The organism is Kitasatospora sp. NPDC028961 (assembly GCF_055564815.1).
This window is the reverse complement of the sequence record NZ_JBVHVO010000004.1, coordinates 207,110-220,477: the sequence shown is the minus strand read 5'-3', so window position 1 is coordinate 220,477 and position 13,368 is coordinate 207,110. Positions and strand designations below refer to the sequence as shown.

Below are 13,368 nucleotides of genomic sequence, written 5' to 3'. Positions count from 1 at the left end.
AACTTTCCTAACGAAAGCCATTGACCGCGCGCCGCGCCGCCCCGATTCTGTAGGCGCCCGCTGTGGTCGTCGCCGCCCGCCCCGAGTGCTCCGCCTCCCTCCGCCTCGCTCCCATCCGCTTCGCTCTCCCCTCCGCCTCGCCCGTCTCCCCCTCGATCCGCCGTCGCAGGCGGTGGATCGGCGAAAGTGAGTTGGCATGCCCATATCTACCGGAGTCCGTCCGACCGCCCCGTCGGTGGTCGCCGTCCTCGGCTCGGCCGCCCTGCTGCTGGCCCCGGCGACCACCGCGACAGCCGCCCCGGCCGCGTCAGCCGCCCAAGCCGCCCCGGCCGCTCCCGCCGCGGCGGCGGCCGTGCCCGCGATGGCCGCCGCGCCGTACGAGTACCTGGGCTGGGGCAGCCCGCAGAAGCCCACCGACGTGATGAAGGCGACCGGGGTGAAGTGGTTCACCCTCGCGTTCGTCCTCTCCGACGGCGGCTGCAACCCCAAGTGGGACGGCAGCCGGGCGCTGACCGGTGGGTCCGACGAAGCGGCGATCAAGTCCATCCGGGCGGCCGGCGGCGACGTGGTGATCTCGGTCGGCGGCTGGAGCGGCAACAAGCTGGGCGAGAAGTGCTCCAGTGCGAGCGCGCTCGCCGGCGCGTACCAGAAGGTGATCGACGCCTACAAGCTCAAGGCGCTGGACATCGACATCGAGGACACCGAGTTCTCCAACGCGACGGTCCGTCAGCGCGTCGTCGACGCCCTGAAGATCGTCAAGTCCAAGAACCCGGGCATCGTCACCTACGTGACCATGGGCACCACCCCGAGCGGCCCGGACGCCACCGGGAAGGACCTGATCAAGCGCGGCGCGCAGGCCGGCCTCGCCAACGACGGCTGGGTGATCATGCCGTTCGACTTCGGCGGCCACAGCGGCACGATGGGCCAGGCCTCGGTCAGCGCGCTGGAGGGCCTGAAGGCGGCGGTCAAGAGCGCCTACGGCTACGGCGACGACGCCGCGTACCGGCACATCGGCGTCTCCTCGATGAACGGGAAGACCGACGAGGCGGGCGAGACGGTCACCACCGCCGACTTCCGGACCATCCTCGGCTACGCGCAGCAGCACCACCTGGCCCGGTACGCCTTCTGGTCGGTCAACCGCGACCGCGCCTGCGGCTCCGGCACGGACGCCGACGCCTGCAGCGGCGTCGCGCAGTCCCCGTACGAGTTCACCAAGATCGTCGTCCAGTACCAGGGCTGAGGAGCATTCCGATGACACGACCGAGCACCAGACACCGCGGCCGCGCCGCGGCCCTGATCGTGGGGGCCGGCCTGGCGGCCGGGCTGCTCGCGGCCCCGCCGGCCTCGGCCGCGCCGGTCCGCTACGAGGCGGAGGGCGCGGGCCTGTCGCAGGGCGTGGTGGAGTCCAACCACAGCGGCTACTCCGGCACCGGATTCGTCAACACCGACAACGCCACCGGCAGTTGGGTCGAGTTCACGGTCGACGCGGCGAGCGCGGGCAACGCCGTGCTCGGCATCCGCTACTCCAACGGGACCACCGCGAACCGCCCGGCGGCCGTGGCCGTCAACGGTGCCACGGTCGAGCCGGCCCGGGCCTTCCCGTCCACCGGGAGCTGGGACACCTGGGCGACCTCGACGCTCACCGTCCGGCTCACCGCCGGGGCCAACCGGATCCGCCTCACCTCCACCACCACCGGCGGCACGGCCAACCTGGACTACCTGGACGCCGACCTCGGCAGCGGCCCGGCCCCGGGCGGCCCCGCGGTGCCGTTCGGCAGCCACCGCTACCCGTACGCGGCCGGCACCCTCAAGCCCTCCGGCGCGCAGTCCGTGACCGACCAGCAGGTGATCGACAAGTACAACGCCTGGAAGGCCGCCTTCGTCCGGCAGAACTGCGGCAACGGCTGGTACGAGACCATCTCGCCGGACGCCGACCACCCGTACGTCGCCGAGGGCCAGGGCTACGGCATGGTGGTCACCGCCCTAATGGCCGGTGCCGACGCCAACGCGCGGACGGTCTTCGACGGCATGGTGAAGTTCGTGCTCGCCCACCCGTCGGTGAACAACGCCAACCTCCTCGCCGCCGAGCAGGACTCCTCCTGCCGCAGCGTCAACGGCTCCGACTCGGCGACCGACGGGGACCTGGACGTCGCGTACGGGCTGCTGCTCGCCGACCGGCAGTGGGGCAGCGGCGGGACGTACGACTACAAGGGCCTGGCCGTCAAGCACATCAACGCGATCAAGGCCAGTGAGGTCAACCCCACGACCCACCTGATGCGGCTCGGCGACTGGTCCACCTCGGGCGACTCCACCTACTACATCACCCGCTCCTCGGACTGGATGATCGACCACTTCCGCGCCTTCCGGGCCGCGACCGGCGACACCACCTGGGACACCGTCCGCACCGCCCACCAGAACCTGATCACCAAGCAGCAGAGCGGCTACGCCCCGAACACCGGGCTGCTCGCCGACTTCGTGGTCAACACCAACGGCACCGCCAAGCCCGCCGCCGGCGAGGTGCTGGAGAGCCCCAACGACGGGGACTACAGCTGGAACGCCTGCCGCGACCCGTGGCGGATCGGCGCGGACGCCGTCACCAGCGGGGACGCCGCCTCGCTCGCCTCGGCCCGAAAGATCAACACCTGGATCAAGGGCAAGACGGGCGGCGACCCGGCGAACATCGCCACCGGCTACAAGCTGAACGGCACGGTCTTCGAGAACGGCCGTGACATGGCCTTCACCGCGCCGTTCGTGGTCACCGCGATGACCGACCCGGGCTCGCAGGCCTGGCTGGACGCGCTCTGGGCCAAGCTGGCCGGCACCGCGATTGACCCGGCCCTCTACTACGGCGGCAGCGTGCAGCTGCAGTCGATGATCGTCGCCTCCGGAAACTACTGGGTGCCGTGATGACCGACACCGGACACCCGCGCACGACAGCCGCGGCGCACCGGCGGACGGCGCTCGCCCGGGCCGGCGGAGCGGCGCTCGCCGCGGCCGCCCTGGTCCTGGGGGCCGTGGCGGCGCCCCCCGCGGCGACCGCCGCCACGGCGGCGAGCACCGACTACCAGGCCGAGGACGCCGTGCTCGCGCAGGCGAAGACGGCCACCAACCACACCGGGTACACCGGGACCGGCTTCGTCGACTACACCAACACCACCGGCTCCGCCGTCGAGTTCACGGTGAGCGCCACCGCGGCCGGGACCGCCTCGCTGGCCTTCCGGTACGCCAACGCCGGTACGGCGAACCGCCCGATGGACATCGCGGTCAACGGGAAGGTCGTCGCCGCCGGTGTCGCCTTCCCGCCCACCGCCGACTGGGACACCTGGGCGGAGAAGACCGTCGGCGTCGCCCTCGCCGCCGGCGCCAACCGGATCCGGGCCACCGCGACCACCGCCGACGGCGGCCCCAACCTCGACCGCCTCCGGGTGGGCGCGGCGGCCGACACCACCCCGCCGAGCCGTCCCGGTGCGCCGAGCTGCTCCGCCGTCGGGCCGAACGCTCTGACGCTGGGCTGGGGAGCCTCCGGCGACGATGTCGGCGTCACCGCCTACGACATCTACGAGCACGGCAACAAACTCGCCGAGGCGCCGGGCACCGCGACGTCCCGGCAGCTCACCGGGCTGGCCCCGGCCACCACCTACAACCTCACCGTGATCGCCCGGGACGCCTCCGGCAACGCCTCGCCGGCCAGCGTCGCGGTCGACTGCACCACCACGGCGGGCACCGACCCGGCGCCCGGCCGGCCGGGCACCCCGACCGTCTCGGCCGTCACCGCCACCGGCGCCACCCTGACCTGGGGCGCCGCGACGGACGACAAGGGCGTGGTCGGGTACGAGATCCGCAGCGGCTCCGCCGTCGTGAAGACCGTCACCGGCACCCCGCCGGCCACCTCGGCGGCGGTCACCGGGCTCGCCTGCGACGCGCCGTTCACGCTCTCGGTGGTCGCCCGGGACGCCGCGGGCAACTACTCGGCGCCGTCCGACCCCGTCTCCTTCACCACCGGCGCCTGCCCGGCCGACGGCGGCGTCCCGGGCTCCCCGAGCGCCCTCTCCACGGGGTGGACGATTCCCTGGGGCATCGCCTGGCTGCCGGACGGCACCACCTCGCTGGTCACCGAGCGGGACAGCTTCAAGGTCTTCCGGCTCACCACGGGCGGCGCCAAGACGGCGGTCGGCACCGTGCCCAACGCCGTCACCACCGACGGGGAGGGCGGCCTGCTCGGCATCGCCGTCGACCCCGACTGGGCGGGCAACCACTACGTGTACCTCATGCACACCGCCGCCGAGGGCAACCGGATCGTGCGGATGACGTACAACGGCTCCACGCTGAGCGGCTACAAGGTGCTGCTCCAGGGCATCAAGAAGAACCGCTACCACAACGGCGGCCGGCTGGCCTTCGGCCCCGACGGGTACCTGTACGCGTCGACCGGTGACGCCCAGACGTCCGCGCTGGCGCAGGACAAGAACTCGCTCAACGGGAAGATCCTGCGGCTGACCACCGACGGCAAGCCGGCCCCCGGCAACCCGTTCGGCAACTACGTCTACAGCTACGGCCACCGCAACCCGCAGGGCCTGGCGTTCGACCGCAACGGACGGCTCTGGGAGGCGGAGTTCGGCGACTCGAAGCGGGACGAGCTCAACCTGGTCAAGCCCGGGGCCAACTACGGCTGGCCCACCTGCGAGGGCACCTGCGGCGTGGCCGGGATGACCGACCCCAAGGCGAGCTGGCCGGTCAACGAGGCCTCGCCGAGCGGGATCGCGATCGTGCGCAACGTGGTCTACATGGCGGCGCTGCGCGGTGAGCGGATGTGGCGCATCCCGATCGACGGGAACACCGAGAACGCCGGGACGCCGACCGCGTACTACGTCGGCGCCTACGGCCGCCTGCGGACGGTGTCCAAGGTGCCCGGCGCCGACCGGCTCTGGCTCACCACCACCAACGCCGACAACAACGGCGGGGCGGCCGACGGCGCCGACAAGGTCTTCACGATCTCGATCGGCTAGCGGCGCGGGGCGTCCGCAACGTGACGGCCTGGGCTCGGAGACTCCTCCGGGTCCAAGCCGTCACGGCCTACGCGGGCGGGGCCGCCACGGCCTCCGCGCGCCGCCGACCAGCGGGCCGACCGCGACCGCCACCCCGATGGTCGCCCCGTGCGCGCCCATCGCGGTGCCCCGCTCGCGGCCGGGCGGGAACTCCTGGGCGACCAGGGCCGGCGACACCGCGAACATCACCGCGCCGCCGACGCCCTGGATCGCGCGGGACACGTTGAGGAAGGCCGGGTTCGGCGCCAGGGCGCAGAGCAGCGAGGCGGCGGAGAAGATCACCAGGCCGGCGGCGAAGGCCCGGCGCCGCCCGAGGCGGTCGGCGAGCGAGCCGGCCGTCAGCACCAGCGCGGCCAGCGAGAGCGCGTAGGCGTCGAACACCCACCGGAGGTCGGCGAAGTCGGCGCCGAGGTCCTTGCGGATCGACGGCAGGGCGACGTTCACCATCGTGATGTCGAGCAGCAGCATGAACGTCGCCACGGAGACGGCGAGGAGGGGCCACCACTTGCGTCGCACGGCTGCCGGTCTCCTTCGCCCTGTCCTCGTACTCCCACCCGTGGGAGAGACGACGACCCCGCCCTTCGCCCGCCGACCGGGTTCGGTCGGGACGACACCGACCGTACGCACCGCAGGGGTTCGAAGCCGGGCAAGCGCGGCCGGGCGGGCGGATACAGGACCTGTCCGGCGGAGACGGTGGCGCGCGGGCCGGACGGGCGTGGGGGCCGGTCGACCGTGGGTGATCGGCGCTGGGTGATCGGCGCCGGGCGGCCCGGTCGCGCTCCGTGGTCGCAAGGTCTCGATCTGCCAACGAAGTGTGCGGGATGTGCTTGTGGCGTGTGGTCACCCTGATTGAATCCCGAACATCTTTTCATCGGATCGGAGCGTCCCCCTCATGTCTCCCCTCATGCCCTCACGCACGTCCGCACGAATGTCGTCACGCACGGCTGCACGCACGCGCGGCGGCCGTCGCGGTCTGGCCGCCGTCGCCGGACTCGTCCTCACCGTCGGTCTCGCGCTGACCGGGTGCGACCCGACGCCGGCCGACGGCGCCACGACCGCCGCCTCCCCGCCCGCCGTCACGGCCCCGGCCGCACCCGTCGCCACCGTCCCGCCGGCCACCCCCGCACCGGTGGCCACCGCGCCCGAGCCCGCGCCGGTGGCGACCCCGTCGGCGGTGACCACGCCGGTGCCGCCCGCGGAGCCGGCACCCGCGCCGACCACGGCCAAGCCCCAGTCGGCCGCGCCCAAGACGCAGCCGCCCGTCACCAAGGCCGCGCCGGAGCCCAAGGCGACCACCGCGCAGCCGCCGACGGACCCGGAGCCGACCGCGCAGCCCAAGGCGGCCGCCGGCGACTGCGAGATCCGCTCCAACGCCGGCAACTGCTACAAGGCGGGCCAGTTCTGCCGCGACGCCGACCTGGGCAAGAGCACCCACGAGGCCGGCGGCCGGGTGATCTACTGCCGCATGGTCAGCGGCAAGCCGCACTGGCAGGCCTGATCCGCCGGCCCGCACCGATGAGGCCCCCGCCCCGACGGCTCCCTCATCGGTGCGGCGGGCCGCCTCAGCCGGCGACAGGGGCGGCGAGCGTCTCCCAGAAGAGGTGCTCGTAGGCCTGGAGCAGCCGTCCGTACTCGCGAGCGGCCTCCAGGGTCGCGGCCTCGAGGGTGGGGGAGTCGGAGCCCGGGCGCGCGAGTGCGGTCGCGGCCTCCTCCTCCAGGGCGGTCGCCGGCTGGGCGAAGAAGTCGAAGAAGGCGCAGGCCTCGTCGTCGAAGCCGTGCCGGCGGCGGAGCGACTCGGCGAGGGAGGCGCAGTAGCCGCCCCAGGCGGCGAAGTTGGCGACGAGTGCGGCCGCGACGGCGTCCGGTTGCCCGTTGAGCGCCAGCCAGGCCAGGTAGGCGGGGTAGGCCTGACACCCCGGTAGCGGTGGCCGGGCGGCCGTTCGGCCCGGCTCGGTCCCGCAGGCGGTGGCCAGCGCGGGCAGGGTGCGCAGCGCCGCGCTCTCGCCCTCGGCGAGGCCGGCGAACCATGCGCCGAGCGGCCGGTCGGCGCACCGGGTGGCGAGCAGCAGCAGGCTGCGGCGGTCGGAGGTGATGATCCGCTGCTGCTGCGCGGCCAGTTCGGCGAGTGCGCCCAGTGGTGCGGCGGCGCCCGCGGCGACGGCCGCGACCAGCGCGGGAGTTCCGTCGCTCGGCGCCAACTCGACTCGAAGGTCGCGCAGTTGTGACGTGATTCGCTGGTTCACCGGCGCTCGTTCCTTCGCCTCGGGTCGCTCCGGATGCCATTCCTATCCTGCCGGGGCGCGCCGGGGCGCGGCGACACGACCGGTGCGGGGCGGCGGCGGTGCGGGGCGTGCGGGCGAGGGCCTGCCACCGGGCGCCGGGCGTGGCTCGTTCCGAGGCCCGGGCACTGCGCCGACAGGGCACCGGGCCCCCGGGCCGGCACCGCCCCGGCCGACGCAAGGCCGCGGGCCGCCTGGGGCCGTGCGGTCCGGCTGTCCACCTCGCGTGGCCGTCCGGCACGGCGGCCGTCCTGTCGGTGGTGGGTGCGAGGCCGCGGGATGAACGGGAACGATGTGCGGGAGGCGGCCACCGGGGGCGATCAGGTGGTAATGGGCCGGGTGCGCTTCCGGCAGGTGGTGGAGCTCCTGGGAGGCCCGGCGGGCACCGCGACGTGCCGGGGTCTGGCGGAGGGCTGCGCACGGCTGGGGGAGGCCCTCGCCGGCGAGCCGGTGGGGCAGGTGATCGGCTTGCTGGTGGCCTGCGGCCAGGCGGGGGTGCGACTGCTCGGGCCCGACGGCCGGTTGAAGGCCCGCTGGGACGTCCCGGCGGACGAACTCGTCCTGGCCGACCACGGCGCCGCCGCCCTGCTGGTGGCCCGTTACGGGCAGGTCCGCGAGATCTCCCGGCTGGACCTCGGCACCCGCGCCGTCCGGTACTGGGGCACGCCGCGGGTGCGCGGGCTCGTGCCGTCCTTCGACGGCCGACAGCTTCTGACCCGGGACGAGGAGGGCATCGCCGTCCTCGACACCCTGGCCGCACGCCCGACCGTGGTGTGGCGGGAGCTCGGTGGCGAGCAGCGGCCCGTCGGCCCGCTGGTGCGCACCCCCACGTCCTGCGCGTCCGTCGTCGCCTCCCGGCTGCCCGGGGGCGGCGTGCTGACGGAGCTGTGGCGCTGGGACCAGCCCGGCTGGGAGCTGCGCTCGCGCACCGCGCCGGACGCCGACCTCCTCGGCGAGGGCACGGGTGGCGGTGCGGGGCCTCGGCGGGCGGTCAGTCCACCTTGGCCAGGGCCCGGGAGAGGCGTTCGCCCGCCGCGCGGTCGAAGCCGTCGGGGCAGTCGATGCCCTGGGACTGTGCCAGTTCGCGGACGTGCAGGTCGGCGAGTGCCTCGGTGAGGTCGGCGAACGCCACCGCGGCGTCCCGCCCCCGGCGCAGGCCGAGGCCGACGGCGGCCGCGCCCGCCGGTGCGGCCGGCCACCACCAGAGGCCCAGCAGCAGGTACCCGATGCCCCAGGCGCAGAGCCGGGCGGCGGCGCCCAGCTGGAGGCGGGCGGTGTGCAGCTCCGCGCGGGTGCCGTCGGCGGCGAGCAGCCACAGGTGGGGCCAGGCGGCCGCGAGGTCCAGGCGGTAGGCGCGCCAGAGGCGTTGGCCGGGGGCGGCCAGCCGGTCCCCGGTGCGGAACGGATGGCGCGGGCGGGCCGCCGCGACGCGGTTGCGTTCGGCGTAGCGGAGCTCCGCGGTGTCGGCCAGGTCGTCGGCGTCGGCCGCGCCGGCGATCCGGGCGCGGCCCGCCGCCAGTAGGGCCGACCGGTAGGCCTCGTCCGCCGTGCGCCAGCGGCGCAGCCGCCGGTCGGCGAGGCAGCGCAGCAGCGGGCCGCGCGCCTCGGCGCACCAGAGCAGTTCCACCCCGGTGCCCAGCGCCTGGGCGGCCGCCCCGATCGCGGCCGCGCCGACCAGGACGGCCAGGGCGACGACGGCGATCACGGCGGCGCTGTGCGAGCCGGGCGCGGCGGCCAGGTCGTCGAGTCGTGAGCGGAGCCGGCCGAGGTCGCCCCAGTGGCGCTGGCCGAGGACGCCGGCGGTGGTCAGGGCGGCGAGGTAGAGCAGGCCGGGGAGGGCGAGCAGCGCGACCCAGCGCTCGGCGATCCGGCCGCCCAGCGCGCCGAGGAAGGCGCTGGTCACCGGAGTCCGACCGCCCGCAGCGGCTGTCCGAACACCCGGCACTGCGAGGCCTGCGCGGCGTCCGGCACCTCCACCCGGCCGCAGTGGCCGTGCGGGCAGGCCAGGACGTGCAGCGGCGGGTGGCCCGGGCCGGAGACCGGCAGGGCGCGGTAGGCGGGGCCGGGGACGGGGGTCGTGCGGAAGGAGCCGAGCCCGGCGCTGTGCCCGGCCATCAGCAGCAGCTCCTCCAACTCGTCGAACACGTCGTCGAGTTCCGCCGCCGGCCGGCCGGCCCGCAGCTCGGCGGTGAGGTGTTCCACCAGGCGGTGCCCCGCCGGGCCGAGGTCGAGCGAGTCGGGTGCGGAGGTCAGCCGCCGGCAGAACTCCCCCAACCGCGCGTGCCCGGCCGTCGGGCCGTCCGGCTCGCGGCTCGCCGTCTCGACCACCCGGCCCCCTTCATGGCGTCGTCCGCGGATCGTGGATCGTCGTCGCGGATCGTGGATCAGTATAACGACGGCCTTCTGACGGTACGTTCGCTAGGATACGGAGCGATTCCACCCGCCGAGGCGGGGAGTTGGAGCAGACCGGCCGATCGGCGCGACGGCGCCCGGGGGTGATCGTCTCGCAGGCGCGGCTTTCGGTGACGGGAGGCGGGGCGGATCCGGCCGCCGAACTCCTGCTGCACCACCTCAGAACGGGCGACCGGGCGGCGCTGGACCGGGCGGTCCGGACGACCCGGAAGTACCTGCGCACGGCGCCGCCGGGCGACCCGGGCCGGCCCGTCCGGGCGGGCAACCTCCTGGTGGCGCTCCTGGTGCGCTGGCAACTGCTCGGTGACCGGCGGGACCTGGACGCCCTGATCGAGCTCGGCGTCGAACGCGCGGCGGCCGAGCCGCCCGCGGCCCAGGACGTCCGACTGCTCGCCCTCGGGTACCGGACCAGGTTCGACCTCGACCACCGGCCGGCGGATCTGGACGGCGCGGTGGCGATGTTCGCCCGCGCGGCCGGCCTGCCGCAGCAGCCGCCCACCGTGGGGGAGGCGCTGGCCGGCCTCGGCGCGGCACTGTCCGAGCGCTACCGGGCCGCCGGCCGCGAGCAGGACCTGACCCGGGCCGAGAGTGCCTACCGGCGGGCGCTGGACGGCCTGCCGTCCGACCCCGACGACCTCGTCGCCCTGCTGCTCGGTCTCGCCGAGGTGCTGCACTCCGGCTACGAACTCACCGGCGACACCGAGGCGCTGGAGGAGGCGCTGGGGCTGTGGCGCGAGGTGCCCGCCGTGGTCCCGGCGGGCCACGGAGCCCGGCTGCCGGCGCTGCACAACCTGGCCCAGGGCCTGCGGACCTGGTACGCCCTCACCGGCGACCCGGGTGACCGCGAGGAGATGCTCCGGGTGAACCGGGCCTCGCTGGCCGCGACGCCGGCCGGGCAGCCGGGCCACGGCGGCTGCCTGGCCGGGCTCGGGGTGGCCCTGCGGCTGGCCGCCGAGGCCGCCGGCGACCTGGCGGTGCTGCGGGAGTCCGTCGACCTGCTGCGCCGCGCCGCGGCCGTGCCGGAGCGCGACACAAGCCGGCGCCCGCACCGGCTGAACAGCCTCGGCAACGCGCTGCACCGGCTGGCGCAGTGGACCGGTGACGTGGAACTCCTCGACGAGGCCGTCGAGGTGCTGCGCGAGGCGCTCGCCGGGGAGCGGCCCGGCACGAAGACCTTCGGCGAGATCCTCGCCAACCTCGCCGTCACCCTGCGGGAGCGCGGGTTCCAGACCGACGACCCGCAGGCCTTCCGGGAGGCGGCCGAGCTGGCCCGCCGGGCCGTCGACGAGGGACCGGTCCGGCCCGCCGACCGGGTCGACCGGCTGGCCAACCTCGGTGTGGCGCTGCAGAGCCGGCACGGTGCGACCGGCGAGCCGGCGGTGGCCGACGAGGCGATCGCGACGGCCCGCGAGGCCCTCGCGCTGACCCGGTCCGGCAGCCCGGCCCTGGGCGACCGGCTGAACCACCTCGCCAACGCGCTGCGGGCCCGGTTCGACGCGACCGGCGACCGGGCGGACCTGGACGAGGCCGTCGCCCTGCTGGAACGCGCCGTCGAGGAGAGCCCGTACGGCGACCCCCGGCTCGCCCTGGTGCTCTCCAACCTCGGCAACGCCCGGCTCGCCCAGTACCGCACGACCGGGGACGGGGCGGCGCTGGAAGCCGCGGTGAGCGACCTCGGCCGGGCCGTCTGGGCCGACGCCGAGGGCACCGCGGCGCACGGCGGCTACCTGCGGCACTACGCCGACACCCTGCTGATCCTCCACCACCGGGACGGCGACCCGGGCGTGCTGCGGGCCGCCGAGGACGCCTACCGGCGGGCCGCGCGGACCGAGGCGATGCCGGCCCACGGCCGGCTCCTGGCCGCCTGGGAGTGGGGCGCCGCGGCGGCGACCGGCGAACGGTGGGAGGAGGCCCTGCGCGGCTACGAACTGGCCGTGCGGCTGTTGCCGTTCGCCGCCTCGGGCCGACTGGGCCGCGGCGACCAGGAGCGCAGCCTCTCCCGGGTGCACGGGCTGGCCGCCGAGGCCGCCGCCTGTGCCGTTCAGGCCGGGGACCTCGTCCTCGCCGTCCAGCTGCTGGAACAGGGCCGGGGCGTCCTGTTGGGCCGCACCATCGCCACCCGCGACGGCCTGGGCCGGCTGCGCCGCGCCCATCCGGCGGCCGCCGAGCGGTTCCGCGAGCTGATCGAGCGGATCGACGCCGACGCCCCCGACGCCCCCGACGCCCTCGACGCCCCCGACGCACGGGATGCACGGGACGCCGCCGACCCGGCCGACGGGGCGCCGGGGCTGCCCGGCACCACCGGCAGCCACCTGCGGCACACCCTGGCGGCGCGGTTCGAGCAGCTGGTGACGGAGATCCGCGCCCTGCCGGGCTTCGCGGACTTCTTCTCCCCGCCCTCCCCGGACCTCCTGGCGGCGGTCTCCCGGCGCGGGCCGGTGGTGCTCGCCTACTGCAGCGGGTACCGCAGCGACGCACTGGTCCTGTGGTCGGGTCAGGTCCTGCTGGTCCCGCTGCCCGGGGCCACTCCGGAGGCGGTGGACGAGCAGGTCCGCCGGCTGGAGGCGGCGCTGGCGGCGGCGGCGGACCCGGCGACCGACCGGGCGGCCCAGGCGGCGATCGGCGAGGTGCTCCGCTGGACCTGGGACCACGTCACCGGACCGGTGCTCGACCGGCTCGGCCTGCCCGGGGCGGCGGCGGACGGCCGGTGGCCCCGGGTCTGGTGGTCGCCGGGCGGCGCGCTCTCTGCCCTGCCGCTGCACGCGGCGGGCCACCACGGGGACGCGACGGGCCACGATGCTCCGGGCGCCCACGACGCGGTGTCCGGCGGGAGGCCCCGCACCGTGCTCGACCGGGTGGTCTCCTCCTACACCCCGACCGTCCGCGCGCTCGCGTACGCCCGCACCCGGGAGACCGGACCGGAACCGACCGGACCGTCGGTGGGCGAGGCGGCGATGGGCGGACCGTCGGCGGGCGGGTCCGCGCCCGGCGGCCCCCCGGCCGCCGACGGCCTGCTCGCGGTGGCGCTGCCCGAGACCCCGGGTGCCCGCCCGCTCACCGGCGCCCGGCGCGAGGTCGAGCTGCTCCGCGGGCTGCTGCCCACCGAGCTGCTGATCGGCGAGGAGGCCACCCTGGCACGCGTCCTCGAAGCGCTGCCCCGCCACTCCCACGTGCACTTCGCCTGCCACGGTGTCAGCGAGCCGCGGGACCCGTCCAACGCCCGGCTCCTCGTCCACGACCACCGGACGGCGGCGCTGACGGTCCGCCGGATCGCCCGGCTGGACCTGCCCGCGGCCCGGCTCGCCGTCCTCTCGGCCTGCGAGACGGCCCGGGGCGCCGCGGACCTGGCCGACGAGGCGATCCACATCACCTCCGCCTTCCAGCTCGCCGGGTACGCCCATGCCGTCGGCACCCTCTGGCCGGTGCACGACCTGCTGGCGCTGCGGATGACCAGGCTGCTCTACCAGGGCCTGCGGGACGGCCGGCCCGCCGGGGCGCCTGGGCTGGACACCGACCGGACGGCCGAGGCGCTCCACCACGCCGTCCGGCAGTGCCGGACGGCGTTCGCCACCAGTCCCGGCCTCTGGGCCGCCCATGTGCACGCCGGCGCCTGAACGGCCGGACCGCGACGACGA

Annotated in this window: 9 protein-coding genes; 5 read left to right on the top strand and 4 right to left on the bottom strand. The window is 75.6% G+C overall.

The annotated features are described in order from the left end of the window. Positions 1-196: 196 nt before the first annotated feature. Genes ACZ4UX_RS11290 through ACZ4UX_RS11280 form a run of 3 tightly spaced genes read left to right on the top strand, consistent with a single transcriptional unit; the run spans position 197 to position 5,003 of the window. Complete coding sequence (locus ACZ4UX_RS11290; protein ID WP_465706441.1) at positions 197-1,240, top strand: chitinase; 1,044 nt, start codon at positions 197-199, stop codon at positions 1,238-1,240. Between the two features lie 11 nt (positions 1,241-1,251). Beyond that, positions 1,252-2,907: a glycosyl hydrolase family 8 gene (locus ACZ4UX_RS11285; RefSeq protein WP_465706440.1), complete on the top strand. Its 1,656-nt coding sequence runs from the start codon at positions 1,252-1,254 to the stop codon at positions 2,905-2,907. Further along, positions 2,907-5,003, top strand: a complete 2,097-nt coding sequence (locus ACZ4UX_RS11280) for a PQQ-dependent sugar dehydrogenase (RefSeq protein ID WP_465706439.1) — start codon at positions 2,907-2,909, stop codon at positions 5,001-5,003. The genes ACZ4UX_RS11285 and ACZ4UX_RS11280 overlap by 1 nt, the downstream gene beginning before the upstream one ends. Positions 5,004-5,063: 60 nt before the next feature. Here ACZ4UX_RS11280 and ACZ4UX_RS11275 read toward each other — a convergent pair whose 3' ends face one another. Continuing rightward, a complete protein-coding gene (locus ACZ4UX_RS11275) occupies positions 5,064-5,558 on the bottom strand; it encodes an MFS transporter (protein ID WP_465706438.1) in 495 nt (164 codons plus the stop codon). Between the two features lie 412 nt (positions 5,559-5,970). Between ACZ4UX_RS11275 and ACZ4UX_RS11270 the strand changes: the two genes are divergently transcribed. Next, positions 5,971-6,540 carry a hypothetical protein gene (locus ACZ4UX_RS11270; RefSeq protein ID WP_465706437.1) on the top strand — a complete coding sequence of 190 codons (570 nt, stop codon included), beginning with the start codon at positions 5,971-5,973 and terminating at the stop codon, positions 6,538-6,540. A gap of 64 nt (positions 6,541-6,604) precedes the next feature. Here ACZ4UX_RS11270 and ACZ4UX_RS11265 read toward each other — a convergent pair whose 3' ends face one another. The 3 genes from ACZ4UX_RS11265 to ACZ4UX_RS11255 form a co-directional block, all read right to left on the bottom strand. Continuing rightward, positions 6,605-7,285, bottom strand: a complete 681-nt coding sequence (locus ACZ4UX_RS11265) for a thiaminase II/PqqC family protein (RefSeq protein ID WP_465706436.1) — start codon at positions 7,283-7,285, stop codon at positions 6,605-6,607. A gap of 1,027 nt (positions 7,286-8,312) precedes the next feature. After that, on the bottom strand, positions 8,313-9,224 hold the full coding sequence (locus tag ACZ4UX_RS11260; RefSeq protein WP_465706435.1) for a hypothetical protein: 912 nt from the start codon (positions 9,222-9,224) through the stop codon (positions 8,313-8,315). Then, positions 9,221-9,649 carry a hypothetical protein gene (locus ACZ4UX_RS11255; RefSeq protein WP_396487395.1) on the bottom strand — a complete coding sequence of 143 codons (429 nt, stop codon included), beginning with the start codon at positions 9,647-9,649 and terminating at the stop codon, positions 9,221-9,223. The genes ACZ4UX_RS11260 and ACZ4UX_RS11255 overlap by 4 nt, the downstream gene beginning before the upstream one ends. A gap of 194 nt (positions 9,650-9,843) precedes the next feature. On the opposite strand from ACZ4UX_RS11255, the gene ACZ4UX_RS11250 reads away from it, so the two are divergent. Beyond that, a complete protein-coding gene (locus ACZ4UX_RS11250; RefSeq protein ID WP_465706434.1) occupies positions 9,844-13,347 on the top strand; it encodes a CHAT domain-containing protein in 3,504 nt (1,167 codons plus the stop codon). Positions 13,348-13,368: the final 21 nt, after the last annotated feature.